General features: G+C 72.2%; 8 protein-coding genes. 4 read left to right on the top strand and 4 right to left on the bottom strand.

Annotated features, from left to right (window positions below):
- Nucleotides 1-12: 12 nt before the first annotated feature.
- Nucleotides 13-1,470 (bottom strand): lipase maturation factor family protein, encoded by a 1,458-nt coding sequence (locus tag SCA03_RS01940; protein ID WP_086815244.1) that lies wholly within the window; start codon nt 1,468-1,470, stop codon nt 13-15.
- Nucleotides 1,471-1,592: 122 nt separating this feature from the next.
- On the opposite strand from SCA03_RS01940, the gene SCA03_RS01945 reads away from it, so the two are divergent.
- The 4 genes from SCA03_RS01945 to SCA03_RS01960 all read left to right on the top strand — a co-directional run bounded on the left by SCA03_RS01945 (nt 1,593) and on the right by SCA03_RS01960 (nt 7,315).
- Complete coding sequence (locus SCA03_RS01945; RefSeq protein ID WP_086815243.1) at nt 1,593-4,112, top strand: excinuclease ABC subunit UvrA; 2,520 nt, start codon at nt 1,593-1,595, stop codon at nt 4,110-4,112.
- Between the two features lie 100 nt (nt 4,113-4,212).
- Complete coding sequence (locus tag SCA03_RS01950) at nt 4,213-5,436, top strand: FAD-dependent monooxygenase (RefSeq protein WP_086815242.1); 1,224 nt, start codon at nt 4,213-4,215, stop codon at nt 5,434-5,436.
- A gap of 58 nt (nt 5,437-5,494) precedes the next feature.
- Complete coding sequence (locus tag SCA03_RS01955) at nt 5,495-6,172, top strand: response regulator (RefSeq protein ID WP_030875217.1); 678 nt, start codon at nt 5,495-5,497, stop codon at nt 6,170-6,172.
- 120 nt (nt 6,173-6,292) lie between these two features.
- Nucleotides 6,293-7,315: an MsnO8 family LLM class oxidoreductase gene (locus SCA03_RS01960; protein ID WP_086815241.1), complete on the top strand. Its 1,023-nt coding sequence runs from the start codon at nt 6,293-6,295 to the stop codon at nt 7,313-7,315.
- On the opposite strand, the gene SCA03_RS01965 is transcribed toward SCA03_RS01960, so the two are convergent.
- From SCA03_RS01965 to SCA03_RS01975, 3 genes are all read right to left on the bottom strand, one after another.
- Nucleotides 7,284-8,738 carry an acyl-CoA synthetase gene (locus SCA03_RS01965; RefSeq protein WP_086815240.1) on the bottom strand — a complete coding sequence of 485 codons (1,455 nt, stop codon included), beginning with the start codon at nt 8,736-8,738 and terminating at the stop codon, nt 7,284-7,286. The genes SCA03_RS01960 and SCA03_RS01965 overlap by 32 nt on opposite strands.
- A gap of 272 nt (nt 8,739-9,010) precedes the next feature.
- A complete protein-coding gene (locus SCA03_RS01970; protein WP_086815239.1) occupies nt 9,011-10,870 on the bottom strand; it encodes an alpha-L-fucosidase in 1,860 nt (619 codons plus the stop codon).
- 53 nt (nt 10,871-10,923) lie between these two features.
- Entirely contained in the window at nt 10,924-13,266 is a 2,343-nt protein-coding gene (locus tag SCA03_RS01975; protein WP_086815238.1) for a glycosyl hydrolase family 95 catalytic domain-containing protein, read from the bottom strand.
- Nucleotides 13,267-13,338 lie beyond the last annotated feature (72 nt).

Below are 13,338 nucleotides of genomic sequence, written 5' to 3' on the forward strand. Positions count from 1 at the left end.
GGCCGGCCGCTCTCAGCCGAAGGAACGGCCCGGCCGGCCCGTCTGGTCCAGCTGGACAGGCGGCAGGAACTCCCGGACATAGGTGCGGTGCCACCATGCGCCGGTCTCCCGCCGCTCCCGCGCCGTCGTGAAGCGATAGCGGTACAGCAGTGCCCGCACATGGGTGGGCGGATGGTCCGGGAACGGGCTGTGGCGCAACAGAGCCAGGGTGGCCCGGTCGTTCTCCAACAGTCGCTCCAGCAGACGGTCGAACCAGCCGCGGGTGTAGAGCGGCGACAGCGCGGCGAACCACATCTGCCAGTCCAGACGGAGGTGATAGGGCGCGAACTGACGCGGCAGCCGCCGCACATCGCCCGGCTTTCCCTTGAACTCGTACTCCCGCCAGACGGTGTCCTTGGTGATCTGCTCCTCGTCCGTCCCCTCCAGCACCACTTCCTGACGCACCCGCGTCACGCTGCCGAACGCCCCGTAGGTGTTGACCAGATGCAGCGGATTGAACGAGCGGTTCATCTGCTGGGAACGGCTGAGGAGATTGCGTGCGGGCCAGTAGCTCAGCAGCACGATCAGCAGCGCGGCGGCACAGACGAGTACCGCGAACCAGGCCGGTGTTGCGGCGTACGACGGGGTGCCCGTCACGGGGGAGCTGTCGACGGCCGAGAGAGCGAGGATCATCGTGAGCCAGTTCAGCCACGAGAAGTTGCCCGACGTCACGAGCCACAACTGGGTGACGATGACGATCGCCGCGGCCACGGTCGCCACCGGCTGCGGGAAGAACAGACCGAAGGGGACGATCAGTTGGGCCACGTGGTTGGCGGCGACCTCCACCCGGTGCAGCGGCCGGGGGAGCCGGTGGAAGTGCCAGCTGAGCGGCCCCGGCATCGGCTGGGTCTCGTGGTGGTAGTAGAGGCAGGTCAGATCCCGCCAGCAGGGGTCACCGCGCCATTTGATCAGGCCCGCTCCGAATTCGACCCGGAACAGCAGCCAACGCAGCAGGAACAGGACCAGGATGGGAGGAGCCACGTCCGCGTTGCCCAGGAACACGGCGAGAAAGCCCGTCTCCAGCAGCAGGGACTCCCAGCCGAAGCCGTAGAAGATCTGGCCGACGTTGACGAACGACAGATAGAGCGCCCACAGCAGCGCCCACATCAGCATCGAGGCCCACAGCGGTACGACGTCACCGGCGCCCACCAGGAGCGCCGCGGAGAGAGCCGTGCCGAACCAGGCGCAGCCCGTCACGAAGCGGTCCGTGCAGCGCCAGTGGAACAGGCTGGGTGCTTCGCGGAAGGGGATCCGGCGCACGAAGATCCGGGCCGGGAGCAGTCCGCGCTCGCCCAGCAACGCGCGGTACTGCATCGCGGCCGAGAGGAAGGCCACCAGGTAGATGCAGGCCAGCGCGCGTTGCAGCACCAGACGGCTCAGCCCGTATCCCGAGGCTGAGAACCACGACGTGAACCAGTCCATGGCGGCCATGGGTACCACCGGCGCGCGGCCTTCACGCCACGCGCGGACCGCCCGGGCCCCCGGGGCGCGGGGAGAGCGGGCGGCGGGAGCCGGGCCGGGCCGCCCGCCCCGGGTGCGCGATCATTGGCCCCATGAAGCACGACGCATATGTTCGGGTCCGGGGTGCGCGGGAGCACAATCTGCGAGCGGTGGATGTGGATGTTCCGCGCGACGCACTGGTGGTCTTCACGGGGGTCTCGGGCTCGGGCAAGTCGTCTCTGGCGTTCGGGACGCTGTACGCGGAGGCGCAGCGGCGCTACTTCGAGTCGGTCGCGCCGTATGCGCGGCGGCTGATCCACCAGGTCGGGGCCCCGAAGGTGGGGGAGGTGACCGGGCTGCCGCCGGCGGTGGCGCTGGAGCAGCGCCGGTCGGCGCCGACGGGCAGATCGTCGGTGGGGACGGTGACGACACTGTCGAATTCCCTGCGGATGCTCTTCTCCCGCGCGGGCCGCTACCCGGAGGGCGCGGAGCGGCTGGACTCGGACGCCTTCTCGTCGAACACGGCAGCCGGGGCGTGCGCGGAGTGTCACGGCCTGGGCACGGTGCACCGGGTCACGGAGGAATCGCTGGTGCCCGACCCCTCGCTCTCGATCCGGGAAGGCGCGATCGCGGCCTGGCCCGGTGCCTGGCTGGGGAAGAACCTGCGCGACATCACCCAGACACTGGGGTACGACATCGACCGTCCCTGGTCCGAGCTGCCGCGGGCGGACCGGGAGTGGCTGCTGTTCACGGACGAGCAGCCGGTGGTGACGGTGCACCCGGTGCGCGAGGCCGGCCGGATCCAGCGTCCCTACCAAGGCACGTACCAGAGCGCGAAGCGCTATGTGCTGCACACGTTCGCGGAGACGAAGAGCGCGACGCTGCGCCGCCGGGTGCAGCGGTTCCTGGTGAGCACCAGGTGCCCGGTCTGCGCGGGCCGTCGGCTGCGTCCGGAAGCGCTGGCGGTGACGTTCGCAGGCAGCGACATCGCCGAGCTGGCTGCTTTGCCGGTGGAAAGGCTGGCGGAGGTGCTGCGGCCGAGCGCCCGGGGCGCGGAGGGGCAGGACGCCGTGGAGGGCGGCATCCGGGAGAGCGTGGCGGCGACGCTCTCGCGAGAGCTGGTGTCCCGTATCGACGTGCTGACGGAGCTGGGCCTCGGCTACCTGAGCGTGGACAGGCCGACGCCGACGCTGTCGCCGGGCGAGCTGCAACGCCTCCGGCTGGCGACGCAGCTGCGATCGGGCCTGTTCGGGGTGGTCTACGTGCTCGACGAGCCGTCGGCAGGGCTGCATCCGGCGGACACGGAGTCGCTGCTGGGCGTCCTGGACCGGCTGAAGGAGGCGGGCAATTCGCTCTTCGTCGTCGAGCACGACATGGCGGTGGCCCGCCGGGCGGACTGGATCGTGGACGTCGGGTCCTGGGCGGGCGAGCACGGGGGAGAGGTCCTCTACAGCGGGCCCGTCGCCGGGCTGGCCCAGGTGGACCGCTCGGTGACGCGCGGCTTTCTGCACCCCACGCCGGCCGCGGACGGACCCGCGGCGCGGACGGGCGACGGCGCGGACGGCGACCGGGAGACGGACCGGGCGGTGCGGGAGCCGCGGGGATGGCTGAAGCTGTCGGGGGTGACGCGGCACAACGTGCGCAACCTCGACGCGGAGTTCCCGCTGGGCGTGTTCACGGCGGTCACGGGTGTTTCGGGTTCGGGTAAATCGACGCTGGTCAGCCAGGTGCTGGCGGGCCTCGTGGCGGAGCACACCGGGAGCCGGACGAACGAGACACCGGCCGAGGACGCCGAGGAGGAGACCGAGGGCGCGGCAGGGGACGTGTCCGCCGTGACGGGCCTGGAGGCGGTGGACCGCCTCGTCCGGGTCGACCAGAAGCCGATCGGCCGGACACCGCGCTCGAACCTGGCCACGTACACGGGGCTGTTCGACGCCGTGCGGAAGGTGTTCGCCGCGACGGACGAGGCCCGGGCGCGGGGGTACGGCGCCGGCCGGTTCTCCTTCAACGTCGCCGAGGGCCGGTGCCCGACCTGCCAGGGCGAGGGATACATCGCCGTCGAACTGCTCTTCCTGCCCGGCACGTACGCGCCCTGCACGGACTGCCACGGCGCCCGGTACAACCCGGAGACGCTGGAGATCACCTACGCGGGCGCGACCATCGCGGACGTGCTGGAGATGACCGTCGACCACGCGGCGGAGTTCCTCTCCTCGGTGCCAGCGGCCGTGCGCGGCCTGGAGGCACTGCAACGGGTGGGCCTGGGATATCTGCGGCTGGGGCAGCCGGCGACGGAGCTGTCGGGCGGCGAGGCGCAGCGCATCAAGCTGGCCGGCGAACTCCAGCGCACCCGGCGCGGGCACACGCTCTACGTCCTCGACGAGCCGACGACGGGCCTGCACCCGGCGGACACCCGAGTGCTGCTGCGGCAGTTGCACGGCCTCGTGGACGCGGGACACAGCGTCATCGTCGTCGAGCACGACATGGACGTGGTCTCCGGAGCCGACTGGGTGCTCGACATGGGGCCGGGCGGCGGCGAGCGGGGCGGGCGGATCGTCGCCGCAGGGACACCCCAGGAGGTCGCGGCCGGGGGCGGGGCGACCGCGCCGTATCTGAAGGCTTCCCTGCGCGGCTGACGCGACCCCGGCGGGCTTCTGCACCGGGCCGCCGCTGCATACGGTGGGGTGCTCGGGGCCGGGCCGGCCGGGCGTCCGGACAGGCGGGAAGGTGGGGCGGATGACCCATGCCTTGATCATCGGCGGCGGTATCGCGGGCCCGGTGAGCGCGATGGCGCTGCACAAGGCCGGGATCGGGGCGACGGTGTACGAGGCGTATCCGGCGCCCGCCGACGACGTGGGCGCCTTTCTGGTGCTGTTCCACAACGGGCTGGAGGCGCTGCGCACGATCGACGCGCACCGGCCCGTGCTGGACGCCTCCTTTCCGGCCGACCGGGTGGAGATGCTCGACGCGCAGGGGCACGGCCGTGAGCGGCCGGTGTCCGGAAGCGGAACGGGGGACGGGCGGCCGGTCCTCGGCCCGCGCACGCTGCGTCGCTCCGCGCTCTACCGTGCGCTGCGGGAGGAGGCCGAACGCCGAGGCGTGGCCGTGGAGTTCGGCAAGCGGCTGGTCGCGGCCGACGTGGGGCCGGACGGGCGGGTCACGGCGCGGTTCGCCGACGGGAGCAGCGCGCGGGGCGATGTGCTGCTGGGCGCGGACGGTGTCCGCTCGCTCACCCGTACCCTCATCGATCCTGAGGCGCCCGCACCGCGGCACACCGGTCAAATCACGGTGTGCGGCTTCTCCCCGCTGGTGCCCGCCGAGGCGGCGCCCGCGCCCGGCGTCTACCGGATGATCCGGGGCAGCAGGGCGTTCCTGGGCTGCACCCGGGCACCGGACGGCGCGGTGTGGTGGTTTGCGAACACACCCGGCGGCGAGCTGGCCCCGGAGCGTCTGGCGGCCGGCACACCGGAGCAGCGCGCCGGATGGCGTGACCATGTGGCCGGCCTGTTCGCGGACGACGCCTCACCCGCCGAGGCCGTGGTACGCGCCACGGGCGACCGCATCGTCGCCTTCAACGCCTACGACCTCGCCCATACGCCCGTGTGGTCGCGCGGCCCGATGGTGGTGCTCGGCGACGCGGCCCACACCGCGGCGCCGAACGCCGCACAGGGCGCCTCGCTGGCCATCGAGGACGGCGTGGTGCTCGCCCGCTGCCTGCGCGATCTGCCGCTGCCCGGCGAGGCGTTCGCCGCGTTCGAACGGCTGCGCAGGGCGCGGGTGGAGGCCCTCGTCGACCGCAGCGCCCGGCTGAACGCACGCGTGGTGCCGGGAGCCGGCCGGCACGCGGACCGCCCGGGCCCCGGAGCCGCCGGCGGACCGGAGGCGGAATCCGGGGATCCGGCGGACCGGTTCCTGCACTACCGCATCGACTGGGACGCCCCGGTCTCCGCCGCCGGTTGAGACCGCGGCGGGGGAGACGGGGGACGGACGGGCCGTCGCGGCTGGCTACGGTAGGGGCATGCCAATCCGTGTGCTCCTGGTCGACGACGATCCGCTGGTACGAGCCGGACTGCGGCTGATGCTCGACGGGGCGCAGGATGTGGAGATCGTCGGGGAGGCGGCGGACGGTGACCAGGTGCTGCCGCTCACCGACCGGCACCGTCCGCATGTGGTGCTGATGGACATCCGGATGCCCGCCGTGGACGGGCTGAGCGCGACCGAACAGCTGAGGGCACGTCCGGCGGCGCCCGAGGTGATGGTGCTGACCACCTTCCACGCGGACGCACAGGTGCTGCGGGCCCTGCGGGCCGGTGCCGCGGGTTTCCTGCTGAAGGACACGCCGCCCGCCGAGATCCTGGCGGCGGTGCGCAAGGTGGCGGCGGGCGAGCCCGTGCTGTCACCCGCGGTCACCCGTCAGCTGATCCGGCACGTGGCGCCGGCCGGGGGCGACAGCCGCCGGGAACGGGCCCGCGAGGCCCTGAGCGCGCTGGGCGAGCGCGAACGTGAGGTGGCGGTGGCGGTCGGGCGGGGGCGCGCGAACGCCGAGATCGCGGCGGAGCTGTACATGAGTGTCCCCACGGTGAAGACCCATGTCTCGCGCATCCTGACCAAGCTGGACCTCAACAACCGGGTGCAGATCGCTCTGTTGGTGCACGACGCGGGCCTCCTGGAGAACGCCGGCCCGGACGCCGGATGAGGCGGGGCAGGTCTCACGCGGGGGCGGGGCGCGGAGGCGTGCGGGCGCGGGTCGCACGCGGGGCGCGATGGTGCAGAACCGGCGCGGGAATCCTGAGCGCTCACGGTTGTTGAACCGGACGTGACTTCTCTTCCGGTCTTTCCCGCACAGCTGTCCGTTCTCGACCGTTCGCTGGTGCGTGACGGCGAGCACCCGAGCGGTGCGCTGCGCGAGACGGTGGAGTTCGCGCGGGCAGCCGAAGAGCTGGGCTTTCTGCGGTTCTGGGTCTCGGAGCACCACGCCGTGCCCGGAATCGCCGGCTCGGCGCCCACGGTGCTGGCCGCGGCCGTCGCCTCCGCCACCTCGCGTATCCGCGTGGGCACGGGCGGCGTGATGCTGCCCAACCACCAGCCGCTGGTGGTGGCCGAGCAGTTCGGGGTGCTGGAGTCCCTGCACCCCGGCCGGATCGACATGGGCCTGGGCCGCTCGGTCGGGTTCACCGACGGGGTGCGCAAGGCCCTGCGGGTCGGCAAGGACGCGGCGGACGGATTCAGCGGCCAGGTGGCCGAGCTGCTCGGCTACTTCCACGGTGCGGGGCCGGTGCGGGCCCGGCCCGTGGAGGGCCTGCGGGTGCCGGCGTTCGTCCTGGCGGTCGGCTCGGCCCAGGCGGTGGCCGCCGAGCACGGCCTGCCGCTGGTCATCGGCCTCTCCCGGGACGAGGCACGCACCGCCGAGGCGGTCGACGCCTACCGCGCGGCGTTCCGGCCGGGTCCGGGCGGTGCGGAGCCGTATGTGGTCCTCGCCGTGAACGCGGCGGTGGCGGCCACGGCGCGCCAGGCGGAGCTGCTCCAGATACCGGAGGCGTGGTCCACGGCCGTCTCCCGTACCCGCGGTTCGTTCGTGCCGTTGCAGCCGGCGGAGAGCGTTCTCGCACGGGAGATGACGGCCAAGGAACGTACGGCGTACGAGGAGGCCCGTGCCTCGCAGCTGCACGGCAGACCGGACGAGGTGCTGCCCCGGCTGGAGGCCGTCGTGCGGCGCACCCGCGCGGACGAGGTGCTGCTGACGCTCAACACCTACGACCCGCGCGAGCGCCTGGACTCCTACCGGCTGCTGGCGCGGGCCGCCGGGCTCACGCCTGCCCCGGCAGCTGCCGCTTCATGATCTTGCCCATGTCGTTGCGGGGCAGCGCTTCGAGGTGGCGCACCGCTCGTGGCCGCTTGTGCGGGGCGAGCTGCCCGGCGACGAGCGCGGCCAGCTCCTCCTCGTTCGGCGGGGACTGCGGATCGGCAGGCACGATCCACGCCACGATCCGCTCGCCCAGATCGTCGTCGGGCTCTCCGGTGACGGCCGCCTCGGCGACCCCGGGGTGGCCCAGCAGGACGTTCTCGATCTCGCCCGCCCCGATCTTGTAACCGCCGCTCTTGATCAGGTCGGTGGCCTTGCGCCCGACGAGGCGGAAGAAGCCGTCCGCGTCCCGCATGGCCATGTCGCCGGTGCGGAACCAGCCGCCGTCGAACGCCTCGGCTGTCGCGTCGGGCCGGTTGAGGTACTCGGTGAACAGATTCGGACCACGGACCTGTACCTCGCCGACGCTCTCGGTGTCCTCCGCGGGCAGCCGCGTGCCGTCCTCGTCGACGAGGCGTACATCGACGTCCTTGAGCGGCACCCCCACCGTGCCGGGCCGGAAGGGGCCTTCCGCGCGGACGCTGGTGTTCATCAGCGTCTCCGTCATGCCGTAGCGCTCGACGATGTGCTGACCGGTGGCCGCGGTGAGCCGCTCGTGGTCGTGCAGCGGCAGCGCGGCCGAGCCGGAGACCAGCAGCCGGGCCCCGGCGAGCGCCTGCACCAGGCCGGGATCGCTCTGGCACGCGTCGGCGAGCCGGTGGTACATCGTGGGCACGCCGAACAGCATCGTCCCGCCGCTGCTCAGCTCCCGCGTGACGCCCTCCGTGGTGAAGCGGCCCAGATGGCGGACGGTACCGCCGCGCCGCAGCGGGCCGAGCACACCCAGGATCAGCCCGTGCACATGGAACAACGGCAGCCCGTGCACCAGGACGTCGTCGGCGGTCCACTGCCAGGCGTCCTGAAGAGCGTCGAGGCTGCTGGCGATCGCACGCCGCGACAGCACAACCCCCTTGGGCGGCCCGGTCGTTCCGGAGGTGTAGACGACGAGCGCCGACGTGCCCTCGTTCGGCTCCGGCGGCAGACCCCAGGCGGCCTCCGCCTCCCCCTCGGAGAGGTCGACATCGGTGCGGGGGAGCCCTGCCAGGGACTCGGGCAGTTCGGCGCCGGGCGCCGTCAGCACCGCGGCAGGCGTGCTGTCGGCGACGATGTGCGCCAGCTCGCGCTCCCCGCTCCTGGGGTTCACCGGGACGACGGGCACGCCGGCGAGCAGCCCGGCGACGGTCGCGACCGCCGTCTCCGGCTCCGGCGTCGCCCAGACCGCCACCCGCGAGGCCCCGTCCAGCTTCGTGGCCAGGCCGCTGGCGACGGCGGCCAGCTGCCGGTAGGTGAGGGCCCGGTCGCCGAAGCGCAGTGCGGTCTGCGAGGACGCCGTGTGCAGCGCGGGGAAGAGCAGGGACACCCGGGGACTCCTTCGTGATCTCTCGCCTCTGGGACCGCCAGCATCTCACCGACCGCCGACACCGCCGCCCGGGAGGGGAGGGCAGGTGCGGAGGAGGAGCGGGGCCGGCCCGGACACGGTGCCGACAGATCACCCGACCGTGGGACGGCGGGCCGCGCCCGGGCCGCTGCCGCGACACCCTCGTCCGGCCCCGACTCCGGCCCGCCGCACCGGCCTCCGGCTCCCCGGCCCCGGCCTTGCCGTCCCCGCGCCTTCCGCCGTGAGGAGGCCGCTCACTTCCCGTACAGCTGTGAGCGGGGCACGATCTCCTGCTGCTGATGCGGACTGGACCACAGCAGCTTCATGTGCGCCTCACCGCTCAGCTCCCGGTAGTCGACCCGGATGCGGTGCCTCTTGCCGGCCCGGAGCCGCACCGTGCCCGTGTCGACGCGTGGGCCGTGCGGGTCGGATGCGTCGACGACGAGACGGCCGTCGATCCACACCCGGGCCGTGTCGTCGGAGACGGTGGTGAAGGTGTAGGTGTCCGACCAGCGCGGCTGGACCGAGCCCGTCCAGCGGGCGCTGAAGTGGTCGGCGGGCACGGACGGGGACGGTGAACCGTCGAACCGCCAGGCGTGGTTGACCGAAGCATCGGTGCGGGTGGCGGCCGGTGCTCCCCGGAAGGAGTCGTTGTCCCAGAACCGTGCCTTCAGTCCGCTGCCGCTGCCGGCCCGTCCCCTGGGGACGGAGACACGCAGTTCGACCACGGTGGCCTTCTCGTCCACCGGGCCGCCCGAGGGCATCAGGTCGAAGCCGTCGCCGCTGCGGGAGACCGCGACCTTCTGGCCGCTGCCCAGCACGCGCGCCCCAGTGATCTCGAAGTCGGTTCTCGCCTTCAGATGCAGAGGTTTTCCCTCCTCCGGCCAGTCGGTCACAGCTGCGTACAGCTGCCCTCGACGGCCGCGGGTGACCTCGCCCCACCCCGGCGACTCGACGAGGCCGCTGTATCCGGCGCCACGGACCGCACGGCCCTGACCGTGCGCACGCATCCAGGAGCCGACATCCCGCAGCCGCCGAAGGGACTCCGCCGGCACCCGGCCCTTGCTGTCGGGGCCGATGTTCGGCAGATAGTTGCCACTGCGGCCCGCCGAGGCCAGCAGATTGCGGACGAGTTCGGCAGCCGGCTTCCAGTCGTGGTCGTACCGGGCGTATCCCCAGTGCCCGTTGAGCGTCATACAGCTCTCCCACGGCTGCCCGTCCACCGGACCGTCGGGGATCTCCTGCTCCGGTGTGCCGAAGTCGCCGTCGACGACGCGCCGTTTGCCGACCCTGTTGTTCACCAGCAGCCCGGGCTTGAGGCTCTTCACATAGCTCTCCAGCTCGGCGCCGTCCCGCGCGGACCAGCGGTTGACGGGGTTGTCGGCGTCCCATTCGCCGTCGAACCACAGCAGCGCCGGGTCGTACTCGTCCACCAGCTCTTTCAGCTGTGCGTACATCCGCTTCTTGTAGCGGGGGAAGGTGTCCGGGTCGGCGAAGTCGGGGTCGTGCCAGTCCCAGATCGAGTAGTAGAAGCCGAGCTTGATGCCTGCCTTGTCCGCCGCGGTCTTCAACTCGCGCATGATGTCGCGGTGTTCGTCGAAGGCGGAATGATCGCGCAGATTCCAGGAGTTGACCTTCGTCGGCCACATGGCGTAGCCGTCGTGGTGCTTGGACGTGATGACGATGTACCGCTGTCCTGCGTCCTTGGCGGCCCGCACCACGGCCTCGGCGTCGAACGCGGAGGGGTCGAAGCGTGCCGCCTGCTTCTCGTACTCCTCCTTCGGGACGGCGCACTCCCGCATGATCCACTCCGCGTCCCGGCAGACGCTGCCGTCCGGACGGGTGTACTCGCCCTCCAACTGGGAGTAGGCGCCGAAGTGAATGAACATGCCGAAGCGGTCCTGGCGCCACCAGGAGGTCCGCTCCGCGGTGAACGGGTCGTCCACCGCGTGGTCCGTTCCCGGCCCGCTCACGGCGCCCTGTGCGCCCGCGACCGCCGCCGTCTGTGCCGCCGCCCCCGGACCGCCGGGAAGGGCCGGCAGACAGACGGCCACCAAACCCGCTCCCAGCAGGGTCCCGAGCGCTCGTGCACGGCCTCGTCTCCCACGCTGCATCACTGACTCCTTCGTTCGCCGGGTCTCCTCGTCAGGGCGCATCCGCTGTGTGCTCATCCGGGCAGCCCCCACTTCCGGGCCCCGGGGTCCGGAGCGACGGGTTCGACCGTCATGCCGGGCCGTTCTCCGCGCACCGTCAGCACCGCTTCCTCCCCACGACGCAGCCGGAGGCGGACCGTTCCGGGCGCCACCCGCTCGTGCGGCAGCTGTCCGCCGTGGCCGTCCCGCACCTCGATGTCCTCGTCCGGCAGGGAGTGCCGGACCACACAGGGAGCGCCCGCTTCGCTGCGGACGCGCACCCAGCGGGTCCGCCCCTCGCGGCGTACGGCGCTCAGCAGGAAGGCGCCCTGCGTGCGGAAGTCGTGCACGGTGATCTCACGCCAGCTGCGCGGGACGGCGGGGAAGACACGGATCACGCCGTCCCAGCTCTGGCACAGCATGTCGTGCAGCGACTGTGCCGCCGACAGCGGTGTCTCGATGACCGGACCGGACTCCTTGTACATCGTGTTCGGCTGGATGAAACGCTCCAGCAGCTGACCGAGATGTTCCAGCGCCTGTTCGCCGCGTCCCATCTGTGCGGCCATGGAAGCGGCACCGGTGAAGGTGTAGCCCTGGAGTGCCCCCTCGAAGCCCACCCAGTGCCGCAGCGAGGTTTCGATCACCTCGCGGTGCTCCGGCTGTTCCCAGGTGACCTCGTACAGCGGATACACGGCCAGCAGATGCGAGTAGTGCCGGTGCGACTCGGCGAGCGGGACCCCTTCGGCGATCATGAACCCGTTCTCGTCCCGCGGACAGGGCGTCAGCCGGTGCAGCACCTCCCGCCATCGCGGCGCGAGTTCGTCGTCGAGGCCCAGGACACGCGTGGCGTCCAGCAGTGTGCGGCAGCCCCAGCGCAGCAGCATCAGGTCGTAGTTGCAGTCGGGACCCGAGCGCGGGTACTCGGGCGAGAAGGTCAGCGGCAGATGCAGCCGGCCGTCCGCGCGCGGTTCCAGAAAGTGCAGATAGTACGAGACGGCCCGGCGCAGCAGAGGGAAGAGCGTGTCACGCAGGATGCCCTCGTCCATGGTGTGCCGGTAGCTGAGCCACACGTTGTGCAGCGCCCAGGTCAGATTGCCCACCTCGGGAGTGGGCTCGGCCTGCCCTGGGACACCGACGCCGTAGCCGGCGTTCTCCGCGCGCGCACCGCCCCGGAGCCGGGCGTCGGTGGTGCGCGGTATGCCCGCCGAGTCGCCGCGGTAGGCGGGCGCGACCGCCCTGGTGAGCTCGTCCCGGAAGGCTCCCAACGCCCGTGTGACGGCGTCGAGTTCGAGGTGATTGGAGCCGTGGATGAGCCAGTACGCCAGCTGCACGTTGAGGTTCCACCAGGTGGCAGGCCAGGGAGTCGGCTCCAGCCAGGGGCCGCAGGTGGCCATCACCGGCGCATCGGCGCGGGCAGCGGAGGCCACCTTGTACAGCTGGATCCAGTAGAAGCGCTGGAGCCCGGTGTCCGGCACGGACAGGAAGCTCTTCCGGTAGTAGGCGCGCCACCAGGAGCGGTGTGCCCTCATCAGTGCCTCGTAGGAGAGGTGGGCGGCCTTGCGCAGGGTCGCGAGCGCTGTCGCCACGGGCGAGCCCGACGCGTCGGACGGCGCCACCGTCACATGGAGCGTGCGGCTCGCTCCCCGGCCCTCCACCTCCTGCCACGCGGACACATGGTGGCCGCCTCCGTGCAGTGGCTGCACCACGGCTGTGACATCGCCGTGGTGCTCCGTCCGGGCCGGAGGGTTGGCCGTGTACCCATCCGGCGGCTCCTTGAAGGCAACTCGGGGGCTGACGGCCTCGGCCGGGTGGAAGCGCCAGCTGCAATCGTGTTCGCCGCCGGCGGGGACGAGTGCGACGGCGAGCAGCGGGCGCGCGGTGTGCACGGCGGCCCGGATCCCGATGTGTCCTTCGCTGGTGGTGATCGTCCCGGTGAGTTCGGCTTCCTGGAGCCGCAGGCGCCAGTCGACATTCGTGATCCTGCCCGCCGTCTTCAGGGTGAAGTGTCCGACCGGCAGCCGGGCGAGGCCGAACAGGGAGCCGAACTCGGGCCTGTTGTCCTGCACTTCGCTGTGCTGGACCGTCACCCGCAGCGCGCGCCCCTCCGCCTCCGGCTCGGCGTAGAGGGTGGTGCCGAGCCGGGCGTTGCCCAGGAATGGCGCCTCGTACCAGGCTTCCGGCACCCGCCGCCACACCGGGTCGGCGTCGTCGAGGACGCTGCTCCACGCCTCGGGGGCCGGTACGGGGCCGCCGCGCCCGGTCCGGTCCGGTGTGTCCCCGGCCCGCGCGGGGGACGGCAGGAGCGCCTCGGCGGCACCGGCCGTGGCGGCCGCGCCGGCCGTACCGAGAACGGCTCTCCGGGAGGGTGGTCGGGGCATTGAGGGGGAGGGTGGACGGCTGGGCATACGAGTCTCCAGTCACATATGCGGCGCGAAGTCCGGTCCGTGAAT

This window comes from Streptomyces cacaoi, from assembly GCF_006539165.1.
In the GTDB taxonomy this organism is placed as follows: domain Bacteria; phylum Actinomycetota; class Actinomycetes; order Streptomycetales; family Streptomycetaceae; genus Streptomyces; species Streptomyces cacaoi.

Bases quoted from the DNA above. Each gene is read 5' to 3' on its own strand.
- SCA03_RS01940 (WP_086815244.1), bottom strand. From the start codon at position 1,470: ATGGCCGCCATGGACTGGTTCACGTCGTGGTTCTCAGCCTCGGGATAC.
- SCA03_RS01945 (WP_086815243.1), top strand. From the start codon at position 1,593: ATGAAGCACGACGCATATGTTCGGGTCCGGGGTGCGCGGGAGCACAAT.
- SCA03_RS01950 (WP_086815242.1), top strand. From the start codon at position 4,213: ATGACCCATGCCTTGATCATCGGCGGCGGTATCGCGGGCCCGGTGAGC.
- SCA03_RS01955 (WP_030875217.1), top strand. From the start codon at position 5,495: ATGCCAATCCGTGTGCTCCTGGTCGACGACGATCCGCTGGTACGAGCC.
- SCA03_RS01970 (WP_086815239.1), bottom strand. From the start codon at position 10,870: ATGCAGCGTGGGAGACGAGGCCGTGCACGAGCGCTCGGGACCCTGCTG.
- SCA03_RS01975 (WP_086815238.1), bottom strand. From the start codon at position 13,266: ATGCCCCGACCACCCTCCCGGAGAGCCGTTCTCGGTACGGCCGGCGCG.